At 70.0% G+C, this 14260-nt stretch carries 13 protein-coding genes; 4 read left to right on the top strand and 9 right to left on the bottom strand.

Annotated features, from left to right (window positions below):
* Positions 1-37: 37 nt before the first annotated feature.
* Entirely contained in the window at positions 38-1585 is a 1548-nt protein-coding gene (hemG, locus tag HKD39_RS12585; protein WP_171200230.1) for a protoporphyrinogen oxidase, read from the bottom strand.
* A complete protein-coding gene (gene hemE / locus HKD39_RS12580; RefSeq protein WP_281361919.1) occupies positions 1578-2657 on the bottom strand; it encodes a uroporphyrinogen decarboxylase in 1080 nt (359 codons plus the stop codon). Before hemE ends, hemG begins: the two co-directional genes overlap by 8 nt.
* Positions 2658-2845: 188 nt before the next feature.
* Between hemE and HKD39_RS12575 the strand changes: the two genes are divergently transcribed.
* Positions 2846-4267 (top strand): glutamyl-tRNA reductase, encoded by a 1422-nt coding sequence (locus HKD39_RS12575; protein WP_171200228.1) that lies wholly within the window; start codon positions 2846-2848, stop codon positions 4265-4267.
* 157 nt (positions 4268-4424) lie between these two features.
* Positions 4425-5396, top strand: coding sequence for a DNA polymerase III subunit delta (holA, locus tag HKD39_RS12570; RefSeq protein WP_171200227.1), 972 nt, complete (start codon positions 4425-4427; stop codon positions 5394-5396).
* 39 nt (positions 5397-5435) lie between these two features.
* Here holA and HKD39_RS12565 read toward each other — a convergent pair whose 3' ends face one another.
* The 4 genes from HKD39_RS12565 to ppk2 all read right to left on the bottom strand — a co-directional run bounded on the left by HKD39_RS12565 (position 5436) and on the right by ppk2 (position 9321).
* The gene (locus HKD39_RS12565; protein WP_171200226.1) at positions 5436-6416 is read right to left on the bottom strand and encodes a hypothetical protein; all 981 of its coding nucleotides are present in this window, start codon (positions 6414-6416) and stop codon (positions 5436-5438) included.
* Positions 6417-6866: 450 nt separating this feature from the next.
* On the bottom strand, positions 6867-7127 hold the full coding sequence (rpsT, locus tag HKD39_RS12560; RefSeq protein ID WP_171200225.1) for a 30S ribosomal protein S20: 261 nt from the start codon (positions 7125-7127) through the stop codon (positions 6867-6869).
* A 173-nt stretch (positions 7128-7300) separates the two neighbouring features.
* Positions 7301-8104, bottom strand: a complete 804-nt coding sequence (locus HKD39_RS12555; protein ID WP_171200224.1) for an alpha/beta fold hydrolase — start codon at positions 8102-8104, stop codon at positions 7301-7303.
* A 278-nt stretch (positions 8105-8382) separates the two neighbouring features.
* A complete protein-coding gene (ppk2, locus tag HKD39_RS12550; RefSeq protein ID WP_171200223.1) occupies positions 8383-9321 on the bottom strand; it encodes a polyphosphate kinase 2 in 939 nt (312 codons plus the stop codon).
* A 356-nt stretch (positions 9322-9677) separates the two neighbouring features.
* Here ppk2 and HKD39_RS12545 point away from each other — a divergent pair, with 356 nt between their 5' ends.
* Positions 9678-10268 carry a vitamin K epoxide reductase family protein gene (locus tag HKD39_RS12545; protein ID WP_171200222.1) on the top strand — a complete coding sequence of 197 codons (591 nt, stop codon included), beginning with the start codon at positions 9678-9680 and terminating at the stop codon, positions 10266-10268.
* Positions 10269-10281: 13 nt separating this feature from the next.
* Here the strand turns inward: HKD39_RS12545 and HKD39_RS12540 are convergent, their stop codons facing one another.
* The gene (locus HKD39_RS12540) at positions 10282-10896 is read right to left on the bottom strand and encodes a TetR/AcrR family transcriptional regulator (RefSeq protein WP_212754504.1); all 615 of its coding nucleotides are present in this window, start codon (positions 10894-10896) and stop codon (positions 10282-10284) included.
* Positions 10897-10995: 99 nt separating this feature from the next.
* On the opposite strand from HKD39_RS12540, the gene HKD39_RS12535 reads away from it, so the two are divergent.
* Positions 10996-11805, top strand: a complete 810-nt coding sequence (locus HKD39_RS12535; RefSeq protein ID WP_171200220.1) for an oxidoreductase — start codon at positions 10996-10998, stop codon at positions 11803-11805.
* A 95-nt stretch (positions 11806-11900) separates the two neighbouring features.
* Here the strand turns inward: HKD39_RS12535 and HKD39_RS12530 are convergent, their stop codons facing one another.
* On the bottom strand, positions 11901-13094 hold the full coding sequence (locus HKD39_RS12530; RefSeq protein WP_171200219.1) for an amidohydrolase: 1194 nt from the start codon (positions 13092-13094) through the stop codon (positions 11901-11903).
* 326 nt (positions 13095-13420) lie between these two features.
* Positions 13421-14185 carry an SDR family oxidoreductase gene (locus HKD39_RS12525; protein ID WP_171200218.1) on the bottom strand — a complete coding sequence of 255 codons (765 nt, stop codon included), beginning with the start codon at positions 14183-14185 and terminating at the stop codon, positions 13421-13423.
* Between the last annotated feature and the right edge of the window lie 75 nt (positions 14186-14260).

The raw sequence follows: 14260 nt of genomic DNA, 5'->3' as shown, positions 1-14260 counted from the left end.
CCGTGCCCAGAATCCAATCCCGAGGCTGTCTGACTGCTCACGTGCTGAAGGTCCCTGCGGTTGCCCGGTTGTCCCGTCGCCGCAACAGGTCGGCGATCTGCAGCTCGGTGTCACCGACGACGGCGGCCAGCCCCGTGCCGGCCCAGCCGGCACCGACCAGCGCCAGGGTAGGGGCGGCCGCGGCGAGTCGAGAACGGAACTGCCGCACCGCCTCTCGGTGCCCCGCCGATGGTGCGGGCAAGGCGCCGGACCAGCGGATCACGTCGGTGTCCACCAGCTGTTCGGTGGTCAGCGGTACGCCCAGCAGGGCACCGGCTTCCTGCAACGCGACCGCCCGCAGTTCCGCGTCGGTGATGGTGTTCACCTCATCGGCGTCCCGCCCGTAGGACAGCCGCAGCACGTGCCGCCCGCTCGGCAGTCGCCCGGCCAGCCATGGCCACTTGGCTGTGGCGTGGGTGAGTGCCTTGGCGCGCACGGGGTTTGCGGTGTTCGCACTGTTCGCGTTGTTGGCGCCGATTCCGCTGGATGCCGGCTGATCATCAGCAGCCACCAGTAGGCCGGGGCCGCGAGGTGCGGCGTCAAGTGCCGGGGCATCGAGCACCAGCGTCACCAGCGCCACGGCGCTGCCCGCGCCGCGATCGGCAGCTGGCGCGACCACAGGTGCGGCCGCGTGCAGCAGCGGGCGCATGGCGGCATGGCCGCCGGCCAGCACCACAACCGCGCCGGTCACCGAATCGGCGGCGGGTGAGCCGCCGACCGTGAGCTGGTAGCCGTCTTCGATCTTGGCCAGTTGGGTCACCGGGGCGCCGGTACGGATGTCGCCGCCGGCCGCTGTGACCAGCTCGGCGAGCCGCCGGGTCAGCGTCCACATGCCGCCGTCCAGCCCGGCGACGGCAGCGCCAGGCGCCCCGGCCGGGCGCAGCCGGCCCACCGCGCCGGCCAGCGATCCGGTGGCCGCCAGCTGCTCAAGCAGCCCGGGCGCCACCGTGTTCACGTCCAGCTGTTCCGGGTCGGTGGCGTACACCCCGGCCACCACTGGACGCACCAGCCGGTGCAGCACCGCCTCGCCCATCCGCAGCCGCACCAGGGGTCCGAGCGTTGATGGCAGCCCAGCGACCGACCGGGGGGCCGGTACGGCATCGCGCGCCGCTGCCTCGGCGGCGGCGTCGTCGCCCAGCACCGCGCGCACGTCCCGGGCGGACAGATCCGCCGGAATCCCCAGCAAAGCCCGATCGGGCAGCGGCCACGCGCCGTCCGGATGGTGCACGAACGCGCGACCGGGAGCAGGGGAGACGATCTGATCGGCAAGGCCGATGTCGGTCAGCAACTCGGCGACCGCCGGCCGGGCGGTGGCGAAACTCTCGGCGCCGGCGTCCAACTCCAGCCCGGCCAGCCGATGCGAGCTGACCGGGCCGCCGAGCTGATCGCGCGCCTCCAGCAGTAACGGCCGAAAACCTTTGCGCGCCAGCCGGTATGCCGCCAGCAGCCCGGCTATCCCGCCACCGACAACGACGGCCGGCGGCCGACCGGCCGACCCGCCGGGTGGGGCGGCCGTCAACGGGTCAGCCGCCGACCGATCAGTCATCGGCGGCCGGGTCGGGGTTGCTGTGCACGAACTCCACCAGCTCGGTGAGCACGCTGGGATCGGCGTTCGGCGGCACCCCATGTCCGAGGTTCACGACGTGGCCGGGGGCCGCAGCCCCCGACCGCAGTACCTCCTCGGTGTGGCGGTGCAAGACCTTGCGGCCGGCGAACAGCATGGCGGGATCGATGTTGCCCTGCAACGGAACTGAGCCGCTGAGGCGGTCGGCGGCGTCCGACAGGTCGACCCGGTGATCCACCCCGACCATGTCGGCGCCGACGGTGTGCATGTCCGCCAACAGCTCGCCGGTACCCACGCCGAAGTGCACCTTGGGCACCGGCAGGTCGGCGACGGCGCGGAACACCGCGGCGGAGTGCGGCGCAGCGCCGATCCGATACTGCGACCGAGACAGGTGCCCCGCCCACGAGTCGAACAGCTGCACAGCGGATGCTCCGGCCATGATCTGGGCCCGCAGGAACGCGGCCGTCGTGCGGGCGACCCAGCCCGCCAACTGGTCCCACACCTGCGGCGCGCCAACCATCATCGCCTTGGTGTACAAGTGATCTCGGCTCGGACCGCCCTCCACCAGGTACGACGCGACCGTGAACGGTGCACCGGCGAACCCGATCAACGGGGTGCCGCCCAGTTCCGCCACCGTACCGGCGACCGCCTGTGAGATCGGCTCCAGCGTTGCCGGGTCCAGTTCCGGCAGCGCGGCGACCTGCTCGGCGCTGCGAATCGGATCGGCCAGCACCGGGCCGCGGCCGGCGACGATCTCAACGTCTATCCCGGCGAGCTTGAGCGGGATGACGATGTCGGAGAAGAACACTGCCGCGTCAACGCCATGCCGCCGGACCGGCTGCAGAGTGATCTCGGTGGCCAGTTCGGGGTGCAGGCAGGCGGCGAGCATGCTGGTGTCATCGGCCTCCGCGCGCAGCTTGCGGTACTCGGGCAGCGACCGCCCGGCCTGCCGCATGAACCACACCGGCCGTTGCCTGGTGCGTTCGCCCCGCATCGCGCGGACCAGCGGCGAGCCCGCGGTCCGGCCGTCGAGCAGCGGGTGGCCGGTCGGCAATGGCGCTGCCGCCGGCCGCTGCGTGGCCTCGTCCGAGTCTGACGTGGCTGGCCCGCTGCCGGCGGGACGGGGCCGGTCGGTTGGGTCGGGCTGTTCGGTTTGGTCGAGCCGGTCGGGCTGGGAAGGGTCCACGACAGGCCATGCTGCCACTGCCGGAAGCAACTTCGACAACAGGTAGAGTGAAGCAAATGCTGATGGTGCTGGGCGCCAGCCATGCTGAGGTCGGGCTGGAGCGGCTGGAGAACCTCTTCGCTGGTGCTATCCCCACGGCAACCCCGGATGCCGCCGGCTCCGCGTCGCCGGACGCCGCCGCGCTCCGCGATGCGCTGGCCAGCCAGGTCAGAGCCGACGGCTCACCGCTGTCCGGCGCCGTGCTGCTGTCCACCTGCAATCGGCTGGAAATCTACGTGGACGCCGCACGCTTCCACGACGCGGTCGACTGTGTCACCGAGCTGGTGGCCGGTTGCTCGGGAATGAACCCTGACGACGTCGAAGCCATGCTGAACGTGCGGGTCGGTAACGCCGTCGCCGAGCACCTGTTCAGCGTTGCGGCCGGGTTGGACGCCATGGTGGTCGGCGAGGCGGAGATCGCCGGGCAGGTCGCCGCGGCCCAGCAGGCCGCGCACCGTGACGAGCTGCTGACCCCGGCACTGCACAGCCTGTTCCGCGGGGCACTGCGCACCGCCAAGCGCGTCACCAGCCAGACCAGCCTCGGCGCCGAGGGCCGCTCGGTGGCGTCGGTGGCACTGCAGATCGCCGGCCGGCACCTCGCCGCCCCGGCCGCATCGGATGCAGTGGCCGCATCGGATGCGGCGGCAGACTCCGATGCGGCGACCGAAGCCGCTGCCGGACAAGGACTCTCGGACGATCCGCTAACCGGACGCAGTGCGGTGATCCTCGGCACCGGCGCCTACGCCAGAGTGGTGGCCGCGGCACTGCGGGCGCGGGGCTGCACCGACCTGCGGGTCTACTCGGCCACCGGACGCGCCGAGCAGTTCGCCCGCACCCACCATGCGGAGCCGGTGCCGACCGAGCAGCTGGCCGAGGCGTTCGGCACGGTCGACCTGATCGTGTCGGCCAGCGGCCGCCGCAACACCGTCGATGCGGTCGCCGCCCGGTCGGTGCTGGGCGCGCTGGCCCTGCGGGAACGGCCGGTGGTGATCGTCGATCTGGCGCTGCACCATGACATTCCGGATGCCGTCCGACGCATGCCACAAGTCACCGTTGTCGACCTGCATTCGGTGTCCGATGCCGCCGGGCCAGCACACGGATCGCAGCAACGCGCCGCCGAGCAGCTGATCGCCGATGCGGTCGCCGCCTTCGACAACGAGATCGCCACCCGCACCCTCGATCCGGCCGTGGTCGCGTTGCGCAGCCACGTGTTTGCCGCCATGGACGCCGAGATGAGCAAGCTGCGCCGCAAGTACGACGGCGCCGTCGCCGACGACGTGGAACGCGCGCTGCGCCGGGTCACCGGCTCGCTGCTGCACACCCCGACCATGCGCGCCAAAGAACTCGCCAAGGACGGCTCCGGCGACGACTACGTGAAGGCGTTGCACACGCTGTTCGGCATCCAACTCGACGGGATCGGCAGCGACGCCCCTCGCTAGACCGGCCCGCCGGCCCAGCCCCGGTCAGGCGTTCCGGCGCTCTCATTCGGTGCCCGGCAACGCGGCAGATCGCCGGCGCCGCGGCAGATCGCCGCGGGCGCTCGAACCGGCCGCGACGGTGAGGCCGGGCGTCGGCGGGCAGTGCAAGGATGGACAGATGGCCGAAGGACCAGGGCCGCTGGTGTTGATCTCCGGCGACGAACCGCTGCTGATCGACCGGGCCGTCACCCGCACCGCCGCCGCGGTGCGCAAACGCGAGCCCGAGGTGGAACGCCGCGACAGCGATGTCGCCGGGCTGAGCCCGCAGGCCTTCGCCGATCTGGTCGCGCCCAGCCTGTTCGCCGAGCCTCGGTTGGTGGTGCTGCGCGGTGGCCATGAGGCGGCGAAAGACCTTGCCACCGCCCTGATCTCATACGCCGGCGACGTGGTCGACGGGGTCACCGTTGTGCTGCAGCACAACGGCGGCACCCGCAACAAGCCGATCGCCGATGCCTTCCGACGCGGGGGAGCGGCCGTGCTGCCGGCGCAGAAGATCACTCGGCCGGCCGAGCGGGTCGACTTCGTCCGTGCCGAGATCAAACACGCCGGCGGCACCTGCACGCCGTCGGCCGCCCAGGCACTGGTGGACGCCGTCGGCAACGATCTGCGGGAGCTGGCCGCCGCGGCCGGGCAGCTTGCCTCGGACACCGGCGGCATGGTGGACGACACGGCGGTCGCCAGGTACTACCGCGGCCGCGCCGAGGTCAGCGGATTCGCCGTCGCCGACAAGGCCGTCGCCGGCGATCTCGCCGGTGCGCTGGAAGCCGCCCGCTGGGCCAGCGACATCGGCGTCCCGCCGGTGCTGGTCGCTGACGCGCTGGCCGACGGGGTGCGCACCATCGCCAAGGTGGCCGGCGCCCGACCGGGCAACTCGTACGCGATGGCCGCCGAACTCGGCATGCCGGCCTGGAAGATCGACAGGGCGCGGTCGGCGGTACGGCAATGGACGCCCGCTGGGCTGGCGGCCGCGATGGCCGCGACGGCGCAACTCAACGCCGATGTCAAGGGCGTCGCCGCAGATGCCGACTACGCCGTAGAGCGGGCCATCACTGCGATGGTGCGGGCGCGGCGCGCCGGGCGGAACCGCTGACCGGCACCAGTTCGCGGACGCTGGGCTGGGCTGGGCTGGCTATTTCAGGCTGTCGACCAGCAGGTAGTACGCGTCGGACGCCGACTGCTGCGCGGCCCGGTCCGTGTCGTAGTCGGATCCCAGCAGCGGCGTGGTGACCCACATGATGAAGGTGTCCTTCGAGCCGGCCTTGTGCAGCACCTGAAGGTTTCTGCGATAGGTGTCGCCCTTGTCGTCGTCGTACTTCAGGCTGCACAGCTGCGCGTCGTAACCCTCCGGCGAGGTCGGATCAGGCACATTGCTGTCGAAATCCACATTGTCGAGGTCGGCGCGGAGCTGGGAGACCACCTTCATGCACTGGTCTTTCGCGGTGGTCACCGCCGGATGAGTCTGGGTGATCAGGGACATCGTCACCCCGCCCGCGTTGTACTTGAAGGCGTGCTGGGTGCCGCCGTCGAACGGCACCGTCTTGACCTTGACCCACTCGCGGTCCAGCGGGATCTTGAAACCCTTCCCGGCGTCGTACAGCGTCTGAGACCCGGAGACCTTGGGAACGCCGGCCGCGGCCGTGGGTTTTTCGGTTGCGCCTCCTTGGTCGGGAGAGCCGGCTGCGGCGCCCGCGGACGTGGCCTCGGAATCTGTTCCGGCAGCGGCGGTTGTGGCTGAATCTGTTCTGGCTGAATCGGTTTCGGCTGAATCGGCTTCGGAGGTGGCGTCGTCGGGCTCGCCGCCGGCGGTCATGGTGGGGTCGGCCCCGCCCGGCCCGGTGTCGGGTGCGGTATCGGCGCCGCCGGGGACGGGCGGTTTGGGCACCTCAGGCATCTCGATGCTCGGAACCGGGGCCGGCATGCCGGGGTCGAGCGGATCCTTCTTACCAGCGCCCGCGGTGCCTCCCGGGCGGTCGCCGGTCTGCCCGCCCTGCTTCTGCCCAGGGTTCGGCTGCTGCCCCTGCTCACGTTGCTGGCTCCCGGACGGGCCGGCCACAGCGGCCTGCCCGCTGACCGATTGGGCGCAGCCGCTGACGGCGAGCAGCACACTCACTCCGAGGCAGGCAACGGTCAACCGTCGGGTGCGGGCGGGGCGGTTGGCCCCTGACCGGTTGGACCGGTTGGGTGTCGTGATGGCTGGCACTGTGAAACTCCCCCTGATGTTGCGATGGTCAGGTACTGCTGGCGCTGTGAACTACTGGAGCCGTTGGCGCACTGGAGCTGTTGATCGCCCCGACGCCGCCACCGGCAACTATGCCCGAGCGGGGCGGTCCGTCGTCCCAGAAATCGATGCCCTGGGGAGTTTTCCCCATGACGGCGCCGCCACGATCAGGCGCGGCGGCGGTGCGCACCGACACCCGGGTGTGCCGACAACGGTGCCGACAATTGTGCCGACAACCGGGTCCCGGCGATTGGGCGCCGACAACACCGAACGGCGCCGTCCCCGAATGGGAACGGCGCCGTGATGCGGTGCTGCTGGGTGCCGGAAACCCGGCAGCCAGGGTCAGAGTGCGGCGACCTGCTTGGCCAGCGCCGACTTGCGGTTCGCGGCCTGGTTGGCGTGGATGACGCCCTTGCTCACGGCCTTGTCGAGGTCGCGAGAGGCGGTCACCAGCTCGGTGCCGGCGGTCGCCTTGTCGCCGGCGGCGATGGCGGTGCGGACCCGGCGCACGGAGGTGCGCAGGGCCGACTTCACGGCCTTGTTGCGCTGACGCGCTGCCTCGTTGGTCTTGATCCGCTTGATCTGCGACTTGATGTTGGCCACGCGGAACTGCCTCGCTTCTTGCTCAAGTGATGGTCTGGGTGCTCAGTCGGGGCGCCTGCTCAAGCCTCACGACTGACGACACGCGCGACCATTGAGTTTACCAGCAGCGAAAGGCCCGGCCGACCATCCGACCTGGCACCGTTCGGCCCGTTGCAGCGCTGAGGTGTACCGGATCACCGGCACGGCAGCTGTTCGGGTGGGACGCCGCCGTTGCGCAGCGTCCCGAGAGTCCACTCGACGGCGGTGGGCTGGCCTGGCAGGTTTTCGTGCGCGACGGACAGGCCGGGGCAGCGCTGCTGCAGCACTTCGGCGCGCACCCGATCGGCCGGTCCGACGGGAGCCTGCCCGGAGACCGGCAACACCCAGGCGTCGTCGGCGGTGGACAGCGCGGCATAGCGCACCCCGGGCGCCAGCTCGCCGCCATCGGCCAGCCGGCGCAGCAGCGGCGAGCCGGTGGCCTGCTGACCACAGGCCGGGCACAGCGCGGCCGGCGCCCGGCTCGCCAGGTTGACCGAGGTGCCGTGGTAGTTGGGCGCCAGCAGCACCGCTAACCGGACGTCGGCGGGATTCAGCTTGCGCTGCAAGGCATTCCGCAGCACCAGCGCGCCTTGGGAGAAGGCGATGACGTCGACCTGCCGGGCGCCGCTGGCTCGTCGAACGGCGCCGACAAAGGCGGCCACCTGGTCGGCGGAGGCGTCGATGTCACCGACGCCGCCCCAGCCCAGCATCGCCCCGTACAGCACCGCGTAAGCGCAGCGTCCGGAGGCCCGCAGTGCCGGTGCCAGCCGGGAAAAGTTGGACTCCGGCGTCGACACCGTGCCGTGCAGCAGCACCACCGGCGGCTCGGTCGACCGGCAGCGCGGATCGTTGACGCCGGCAAGGCCGACGTCCGGCAGCGCATCGGCCGACGCCGCCGACCCGGTGCGGAGCGCCGGTTCGGATGGCCCTGGTCCGTCCGGCGCCGGTTCGGACGGCACTGATCCGTCCGGTGCTGGTGGGGACGGCGCTGGAGCGTTCGTCGCCGGTCGGGACGGGGCTGGTTGGGCCGGTGCTGGTTCGGCCGGTGCTGATCTGGACGGTGGAGAAGGTGCTGCCTCGGAAGGTCCTGCGGTCCCGTCCCCGGCGCTGCGCAGATCGACGGATGCAGCGGGCGGCGCGCTGGTCGGCGGCCCGGAACCCGGCCCCGAACACCCACTGAGCACCAGCGCAGCCGCAACGGCCACCGCCAGGGCGGCAGCGCCGGATCGGCGCCCGGTCACAGCGTGGGGAACGACCCGCCGGAGAACTCGCCCTCCTCGTAGACCGCGGACGCCGGGCCGACGATCAACGGGTCGGGAGTGCCGACCACCTCATGGTCCTTGGACGGATAGTCGAACTGGGACAACACGAATCGCATCATCTCGATGCGGGCGCGCTTCTTGTCGTTGCTCTTGATCACCGTCCACGGGGCATCGCCGGTGTCGGTGTAGAAGAACATCGCTTCTTTGGCCTGGGTGTACTGGTCCCACTTGTCCATGCTGGCCTTGTCCATCGGCGAGAGCTTCCAGCGCTTGACCGGATCCTGCTCCCTGGCGGCGAACCTGGCCGCCTGCTCGGCCTGGCTGACCGAGAACCACAGTTTGATCAGGTGGATGTCGGAGTGCACCAGCATCCGCTCGAACTCGGGCGCCGAGCGCATGAACTCCCGGTACTGCGCGGCGTCGGCGAAGCCCATCACCCGCTCGACACCGGCGCGGTTGTACCAGGAACGGTCGAACAGCACGATCTCGCCACCGCTGGGCAGGTGCGCGACGTAGCGCTGGAAATACCACTGGCTGCGCTCGGCATCGGTCGGCACCCCGAGCGCCACCACCCGCGCGCCACGAGGGTTGAGATGCTCGGTGAACCGCTTGATGGAACCGCCCTTGCCGGCGGCGTCCCTGCCCTCGAACAGAATCGCGATCTTCTGGCCGGTGTCCTTGACCCACGACTGCAGCTTCAGCAACTCGATCTGCAGGACGCGCTTGAGTTTCTCGTACTCGGAGCGGGACATCTTCTGCTCGTACGGGTAGCCCTGCCGCCAGGCCGGCTCGCCGGAGTCGGCCAGCACCGGAGTGCCGTTCGACAACACCGGCTTGCCGCCGGGGGCCAGCTCGATGCCGGTCTCTGCAGGGACGATGAGGCCGGAACCGGTGCCGTCAACAAGGTCTGCCATGAGCCAACGGTAGGTCGCGATTCGCGGCTGGGCCACACCGGCGGTGCCATGGCGGGACCGATGGCCCTGCCGGCAACACTGCAGTGTCGGCACCATGACGGTGCTGCCGGCATCACGGTGCCAGCACCGTCACGACCGCGGGACGGGCGGGAACTTCCGCGAGCCGGCTGCCGACTGCCAACGCGAGGTCCAGCGATGCCCTTTTCGGCGGCCGCCGGGTTCCGGGTGGCTGTTCCGCAGCCGGGGGCACAATGAGAACGTCACAACCCGAGAACGTCGCAGCCCGCAGGCCGGACGGGCTGGCCAATCGTGCCGCGCCGAAGATGGCCGGTGCCCGAGCCCGAGGACGCCCAGTCATGACCGTCACCGACGCTGACGACGTGCAGCACGCAGCCCTCGACGAACCGATGGACGATTCCGCGCCCAGCCGCGGGCTGGCGTGGTTGTACGTCGTCACCGGTGCCGTCGGTCTGCTCGGCGCGTTCGTCATCGCGGTGGAGAAGATCCAGACCCTGATCGACCCCAACTACCGGCCGAGTTGCTCGATCAACTCCGTGCTCTCCTGCGGCACCATCATGAACAGCCCGCAGGCCGACACCTTCGGGTTCCCCAATCCGCTGATCGGTCTCGTCGGCTTCCCGGTGGTGATCACCACCGGTGTGGTCTACCTCTGCGGGTTCCGGCCGCCGGAGTGGTTCCGGATCGCGTTCGCCTGGGGGACCGCCGCCGGGGTGCTGTTCATCCACTACCTGGTGGTCGTCAGCCTCTACGAGGTCGGCGCGCTCTGCCCGTACTGCATGGTGGTGTGGGCGGCGATGATCCCGCTGTTCGTCTACGCCGCGGTGGACGGCTGGCGGCTGCACCGGCTGCGTCCCTACCGGCCGTGGATCGTCGGCGCCTGGTACGCCGTCATCGCCGTGCTGGTGCTGTTCCGATTCGTGTTCTGACGGGTCGCGGTGCTCACGGCGCGATCAGCCGGCGGACCGACTCGATCACGAACTCTCGACGCTGTCCCGTTGAGTGCGCGTTGGCCGGATTCTCGAACTCCGGCGGCAGCGTGACCCATGCCATCGCAAGCGTGATCACCAGGCCGAGCAACACATCTGGCGGGAAGGTGTCTGTCACGCTGCCCTGGCGCTGGGCCAGGGTGATCGCCGCGATCTTGGCTTCGTTCGCTGCCATGATCGGGCCGATGGAACGTTCGCTGCCGGCCCGCTCCAACCGGTACCAGGTGGCCAGCCTGGCCAGATCGGGTCGGCTGTCGAACTGGTCGAAGAGCCGCCCGGCGGTGCCGGGAAGGTCGTCGGCGTCGAAGTACTCCTCGGCCGTCGCAACGTTGGCGTGGGCGCCGAGCACCGCGTCGAAGAGTCCCTCCTTGCTGCCGAAGTAGTGATAGATCTGCGCCTTGTTCGCCTGCGCGGCAGTCGCGATCCGGTCGACCCTGGCACCGGCGATGCCGTGCACCGCGAACTCGGCGGTCGCTGCCTCCAGGAGTCGCTGCCTGGTGGCGTCGGCGTCGCGGAGCGGGCGCGCGGGAGCAGCTGACTCGCCGCGGGCAGATCGGTCGGCAGGCACGCTCCCGAGCATATCAACTAACCGTTCAGTTGACAGCTGCGATCTAGCGCAGCACACTGGTATCAACCGAACGGTTAGTTATCAGCTAAGGAGCAGATCATGACCAAGGTTGCTGTTGTCACCGGTGCCTCGTCCGGTATCGGTGCCGCCACCGCAAGGCGGCTGGCTCAGGCCGGCTTCACGGTGTACGGCGCCGCCCGGCGGGTCGACCGGCTGGCCGAGTTGGAGCGCGACGGCATCCGGCCGCTGCCGCTCGATCTCACCGACGACGAGGCGATGCAGGCGGCCGTCCGGAAGGTTCTCGACGAGCAGGGCCGTATCGACGTGCTGGTGAACAACGCCGGCTACGGCTCGTACGGTGCCGTCGAAGACGTGCCGCTGTCGGAGGCCAGGCGTCAGTTCGAGGTGAACGTGTTCGCGCTGGCGCGGCTGGCCCAGCTGGTGATCCCCACCATGCGGGCGCAGCGGTCCGGCCGGATCATCAACGTCACCTCGATGGGCGGCAAGTTCGCCACCGCGTTCGGCGGCTGGTACCACGCCACCAAGTTCGCGGTGGAGGGACTGAGCGACTCCATGCGTCAGGAGCTGGCGCCGTTCGGGGTGGACGTGGTGATCATCGAGCCGGGCGGCATCAAGACCGAGTGGGGCGGCATCGCCGCCGAATCCGCGCAGGAACGCTCCGGTGACGGCCCGTACGCCGACCGGGTGGCCAAGATCGGCTCCCGGCTCGGTTCGGACTCGTTCGGCTCCGACCCGAGCGTGGTGGCCAAGGCCATCGAGCGGGCCGCCACCGCCAGGCGTCCGCGCACTCGCTATGCGATCGGTGCCGGCGCCAAACCACTGATCGCGGCGCGCAAGGTGTTGCCAGACAGGGCGATGGACGCCATGTTCGCCCGCGGATTGGGCTGAACTGCAACAGCGCGGAAGATCGTGCACCGAACTCGGTGCACGATCTTCCGCGCCGATGCGTCGGCGCAGCAGGCAGGCTCAGCCGGTTTGTCGGATCAGTCGGTTCGGTCGGATCGGCCTTCCGCCGTGCTGTGCGTGTAAACCTCGTCGCCGTTGATGAAGACTCGCTCGGCGCGCTGCATCACGTCGAACGGATCACCCGACCAGATCACCACGTCGCCGAGCTTGCCGACCTCGAGCGAGCCGACCTGATCGGCCAGTCCCATCACCTTGGCAGGATTGATCGTGATCGCGCGCAGCGCCGTCTTCGGGTCGAGACCTTCTTTCACCGCCAGCGTCGCCTGGTGCACCAGGAAGTGGATCGGCACAACCGGATGGTCGGTGATGATCGAGATCTCGACGCCGGCGTCGGCCAGCTTGCCGGGGTTGGCCAGCGACCGGTTCCGCAGCTCGACCTTGCTGCGCGAGGTGAACAGCGGGCCGATCAGCACCGGAATGCCCCTGTCCGCCAACAGATCAGCGATCAGGTGGGCCTCGGTGCCGTGGTCGATCACCAGCTGGTAGCCGAACTCGTCGGCCACCCGGAGGGCGGTGGCGATGTCGTCGGCGCGGTGGCTGTGCTGCCGCCACGGGATTTCCCTGTTGAGGACGGACGCCAGCGCTTCCAGTTTCAGATCGCGGCCGTCGAACGGCTTGTCCTCGGCCTTCGCGGCGGCCTGCTTGGCCTGGTAGTTCTGCGCGTCGACGAAGGCTTTGCGCAGCACCGCTGCGGTGCCGAGACGGGTGGACGGCATCACCTTCTTCTCGCCGTACACCCGCTTCGGGTTCTCGCCGAGCGCCGACTTCAGCCCTGCGGGTGATTTCAGCGCCATCTCGTCGACGGTGCGGCCGTGGGTGTGCAGCGCGACGCACAGCCCACCGATGACGTTCCCGGAACCGGGGTTGACGCACACCGTGGTGACCCCGCCGGTCAGCGCGTCGCCCCAGCCCAGCTCGGCCGGGTTGATGGCGTCCAGCGCGCGCACCTGAGCGGTGACCGGCTCGGTCATCTCGTTGGTGTCGTCACCGGCCCAGCCCTCGGCCTCCTCGTCGACACCGAGGTGCGTGTGTGCGTCCAAAAACCCTGGCAGCACCCACTTCCCGTCGGCATCGACCACCGTCGCGTCGGCCGGAACCTCGACGTCAGGTCCGAGCGCGCTGATCTTCCCGTCGGTGACGATCACCGTTCCCTCAAAGGGTTCTCCCTCGATCGGAACGACATGGCCACCGGTAATCGCAAGAGTCGACATGGTTACCCACCCTAATGAGCTTCACCGATGGGGGTGGTGGTGGGTAGGTACCCGCTCGAGCGCAGACCGCAACACCCCCGCCCCCCACCGTGCCCGCCAGTTGCGCAGCAGCCGCGATCTCGGTCACCAAGACCGTGCCACTCCAACTCGACGGCGGGCCCGCGCCGACCACCTACTACGACGACACCTACGTGCCGGCCCGACAGATCCAAACCGAATGAGCTTCCCGGCTCGGCCAACAGCTGTCGGCGCCGCTGCGGTCCCCGGCAGACCGGCGCGACCCCGCCCGAGCCGGTGCGGGCTCGGGCCAGCGGGGCCGGCCGGCATCAGACGATGGTGTAACCGCCGTCGATCACGATGACCTCGCCGACAACGTACTTGGAGGCGTCGGAGGCCAAGAAGACGGTGACGCCGTCCAGGTCCTCCGGCTCGCCCATCCGCCCGGCCGGGATCCGCTCGATCCAGAACTTGCCCATGTCGGGGTTGTCGTCGATGAACTGTGCCGTCATCTGCGACCGGAAGTAGCCGGGGGAGATGGCGTTCACCCTGATGCCCTTGTCGATCCACTCGATGGCGAGTGACCGGGTGAGCTGCTCGACGCCCGCCTTCGAGGCGTTGTACGAGGCCTGCCGCTGCGGGATGTTCACCGCGAATGCCGACATCGAGGCGATGTTGATGAACGAGGCCGTGCCGCCGGCGTCCACCACCTGCCGGCCCACCGCCTGGCTGACGAAGAACAGCCCGTTGAGGTTGATGTCGATCACCCTGCGCCATTCGTCGGGGGCCAGCTCGAGGGCATCCTTGTGCACCGCGATGCCGGCGGCGTTCACCAGCACCTGCGGGGTGCCGAGCGCGTCGACCGCACTTTCGACGGCAGCGGCCACCGACTCGGGATCGGTGACATCGCAGTGGGCCGACGTGGTTTGCACGTCGTACTGCTGAGCGAGCTTGGTGGCGCTGTCCGAGGCATCCAGCAGATCGAGCAGCGCGATCTGGCAACCCTGCGACGCCAGCGCCGACGCCATCTCGTACCCGAGCCCGCGGGCCCCACCGCTGACCACTGCCACCTTGCCGGCCAAATCGTCGAACATCGTCGTCCTCTCAGTGCAGTCTGACGGCGGCGGGCAGCCGCCTCCTACCAGGTTAGGTGCGGCGGTCGGTGGCGG

This window comes from Nakamurella aerolata (assembly GCF_013002705.1).
GTDB lineage: Bacteria > Actinomycetota > Actinomycetes > Mycobacteriales > Nakamurellaceae > Nakamurella > Nakamurella aerolata.
Note: the sequence above shows the minus strand (reverse complement) of the source record. Positions and strands in the feature narration are given on the sequence as shown.

Coding starts and splice junctions, on each gene's coding strand:
- hemG (WP_171200230.1), bottom strand. CDS start 1,585: ATGACTGATCGGTCGGCGGCTGACCCGTTGACGGCCGCCCCACCCGGC.
- HKD39_RS12575 (WP_171200228.1), top strand. CDS start 2,846: ATGCTGATGGTGCTGGGCGCCAGCCATGCTGAGGTCGGGCTGGAGCGG.
- holA (WP_171200227.1), top strand. CDS start 4,425: ATGGCCGAAGGACCAGGGCCGCTGGTGTTGATCTCCGGCGACGAACCG.
- ppk2 (WP_171200223.1), bottom strand. CDS start 9,321: ATGGCAGACCTTGTTGACGGCACCGGTTCCGGCCTCATCGTCCCTGCA.
- HKD39_RS12545 (WP_171200222.1), top strand. CDS start 9,678: ATGACCGTCACCGACGCTGACGACGTGCAGCACGCAGCCCTCGACGAA.
- HKD39_RS12535 (WP_171200220.1), top strand. CDS start 10,996: ATGACCAAGGTTGCTGTTGTCACCGGTGCCTCGTCCGGTATCGGTGCC.
- HKD39_RS12530 (WP_171200219.1), bottom strand. CDS start 13,094: ATGTCGACTCTTGCGATTACCGGTGGCCATGTCGTTCCGATCGAGGGA.
- HKD39_RS12525 (WP_171200218.1), bottom strand. CDS start 14,185: ATGTTCGACGATTTGGCCGGCAAGGTGGCAGTGGTCAGCGGTGGGGCC.